The organism is Paenisporosarcina sp. P4_E4_2 (assembly GCF_056401595.1).
This window is the reverse complement of the sequence record NZ_JBFUJC010000372.1, coordinates 1-2,945: the sequence shown is the minus strand read 5'-3', so window position 1 is coordinate 2,945 and position 2,945 is coordinate 1. Positions and strand designations below refer to the sequence as shown.

At 31.8% G+C, this 2,945-nt stretch carries 4 protein-coding genes; 2 read left to right on the top strand and 2 right to left on the bottom strand.

Annotated elements, in window-relative coordinates; translation table 11 throughout:
- Both AC1DSB_RS17305 and AC1DSB_RS17300 read right to left on the bottom strand, forming a co-directional pair.
- The coding region (locus AC1DSB_RS17305; protein WP_477587207.1) for a hypothetical protein at positions 1-506 on the bottom strand (506 nt) is incomplete at its 3' end.
- Positions 499-1,023 (bottom strand): RNA polymerase sigma factor, encoded by a 525-nt coding sequence (locus AC1DSB_RS17300; protein ID WP_477533138.1) that lies wholly within the window; start codon positions 1,021-1,023, stop codon positions 499-501. The genes AC1DSB_RS17305 and AC1DSB_RS17300, both read right to left, overlap by 8 nt.
- A gap of 472 nt (positions 1,024-1,495) precedes the next feature.
- On the opposite strand from AC1DSB_RS17300, the gene AC1DSB_RS17295 reads away from it, so the two are divergent.
- Together AC1DSB_RS17295 and AC1DSB_RS17290 are read left to right on the top strand one after the other, a co-directional pair.
- Complete coding sequence (locus tag AC1DSB_RS17295; RefSeq protein WP_477587206.1) at positions 1,496-2,038, top strand: DinB family protein; 543 nt, start codon at positions 1,496-1,498, stop codon at positions 2,036-2,038.
- A 140-nt stretch (positions 2,039-2,178) separates the two neighbouring features.
- A partial coding sequence (locus AC1DSB_RS17290) for an MBL fold metallo-hydrolase (protein ID WP_477587205.1) occupies positions 2,179-2,945 on the top strand: 767 nt, incomplete at its 3' end.

Genomic DNA, 2,945 nt, shown 5'->3' with positions numbered 1-2,945 from the left:
GTATTAGCAGTAAACTCTGGTTTTTCTTTTGAAACGTTTGTTGCTGTTATTCTATACATTCTGTCTTCTGTTCGAAGATGATAATTATATGAAACAAATTTGTCTTTACTTGTATTCACTGTATATTCCTTTACTGATGAATTTTCTTCGGCAACGTGTAATTGTTCTGGAAATGGGATATCCATACTATATTTTTTTTCAATTTCATCGACAGAGCTATAAATAGTAGCATCATTGCCTGCTATTCCTCCCCATGTCCAACCAATATCTGTTTGTGACATTTCCTCTACTTGATTAAAACTAAATAGATTCTCAATTGTCGCTTGAACGGATGGAGAAGCTAATGAACCGATTCCTAAAACAGAAATCATGACTGCTGCAACCCATAGTGTTTTTAATTTTCTTTTTGGTTGTTCTGATTTTGCTTTTTTCACACCAAGTTTTGACCTTTCGTGTAATTCTTTTGGAATCTGGATTCTTTCTAATTCTTGCTTTATATTACTCACTAATATCAGCCTCCTTAAATTTTTTACGAAGTTTACCTAATGAACGGTACAACACAGATTTCGCCGTACCTAACGGGATATTTAACATCTCCGATATTTCTTTAAATGAATAACCTTCATAGAATCTTAAAATGACTATACTTTTTTCATCTTCATTTAACTGTTCTAATAATTCTTGAAGTGTAATCGAAAGAGAAACATCTTCATCCTCCGAGCCAAGAAACTCTTCATACTCTGGTTTAAGTTGGACCACCTTTTTATTTTTTTTAACTAAATCAATTGAACAAGAGATAGTAATCTTTATTAACCAAGTCTTGAAATACTCTGGGTTCTTTAATGTATCTATCTTTTTAAATGAACGATATGCTACCTCTTGAACCACATCTAAAGCATCACTTTCATTTTTAACATATACATAAGCCATTCGATAAATATCTTCTTCATGTTTTTGGAAAAGTATTAAAAAGGCTTTATCATCACCTTTTTGTGCTTTTTTTATTAAACTAATGATTGTTATTCACCCTCCCTACAATGTCTTACACCCATTAGACAAATTAATTTAACATTTGGCTCATTTTTTCAAAAATAAAAACAAGGATATAAATCCTTGTTTAAAATAACAGTGTAATTTCACTAAACTGCTCCGTTAGTTCAATAAGAAAAAAAGCTCCACTCCTTATTGAAGTAAAGCACCCGTTAGTTGAAGAAGAAATGCGACCATTAACATATCTATTCTATCGCTGAACGAGTGTGCTGCATGCACTCCTAGTAGACATAACACCCGGATTAGGAAGTCTTCGACTTTATTACTCAATAAGAAAAAGCTGCCATGTAAACGGCAGTATCAGTAAATTTCATTTAAGTAACGCATCCGAAATTATCGCCACTCAATTTTCATCATTGGTCTCTGCTATTAAAAAATTTGAAATAATTGGAATTAATAGATATAATAGTTTAATTGAATAAAATTGACACAAAGGGTGATAAAAATGAAGACATTAGAAAATAGGAGATTTATTGTTGAAAATAAATTAGGCTATACTCAAATGATTGGAAGATTATTATCCATGATGGATTATACACGTACGACCACATTAAATGCAGTAGATGGTTTATCAGTAGAAGAACTGGATTATCGTATAAATGGCAAGGGAAATTCAATTGGTTGTCTTTTGTATCATATGGCATGTGTTGAAGAAGTCTATCAAATTTCGACATTTGAAGACCGTGATTCTACTAAAGAAGAACTTCAAAGGCTTAATGTAGGATTAAAACTTGGTGAAAAGGCACATAAAGAAATCAAGGATAAAGAAATTGAATTCTATCTTGAACAGTTAAGTAAAGTAAGAGAACGCACGCTAGATTTATTTAAGCAAATAGAGGACATCTGGTTGGATGAAGTTTCACCCTTTGGTCCTGATCATGTAGCTAACAACTATTTCCGATGGTTTCATGTATTTGAAGATGAGCTAAATCATCGAGGTCAAATCCGTCTAATTCGCAACCATATGAATAGAGAACAGGAGAACTAATTCCATATTGAAAAAAGGAGGGACAAGTCCAATGGTAAAGAAATAAAATGAGAAAATCTTAATTTATTTTATTTACTTTAGAATAAACATGTAGGTTTTCTCTTTCGTAGAATTAATATCTAGAAAAGAGGAGAAATAACATGTTAAATAAATTCAGTGATACTATTTCTTATTTATCTAATCAAGATGATAATGAACGACCGACATTAGGACTGGTATGTGGTGACCGATATAGTCTAATAATAGATTCTGGTAATTCTCCTCAGCATGCTAAGGACTTTTTACTAGAAATCGAGAAGCTAAATGTACCACCAGTTAAATATGTTGTTATTACCCATGCACATTGGGATCATTTTCTAGGAATGAATGAATTTGATGCAACTGTTATAGTTAATAGTCAAACGAACGAAATGATAAAAGAATGGCAAAGTTTATCCTATGACGATAGTTCACTCCAGAGGTATGTGAATACTAATCAAATGAGTGCTATGTGTATGAAGATTGTACAAACTGATATGCCAAACAGGGATAGTTTTAAGTTAAACTCTCCAGATGTAATCTTTGAAAAAACACTAACTATTGATTTGGGTAATAAAATTTGCATACTTGAAAAAATCAAAAGTACTCATTCAGATGACTCTACAATCATTTATATTCCAGATGAAAAAGTTGTTTTTTTAGGTGATTGTGCATATGGTACAACCACAAATTCTTTATTTCATTACAAGCAATCATTGTTATTGCCAATGATTAACGACATACAAAAATATAATGCTGAAATGTTTCTACTTGGTCATGAATCGATCTGCGATTCCACTGAAATGGATATATATTGGAAAGAGTTAATAAGTGCAAGTCGTGTTGTAAAATCGACCTCACTAGAAGATGCTATAGAGAGCTTTAAGTC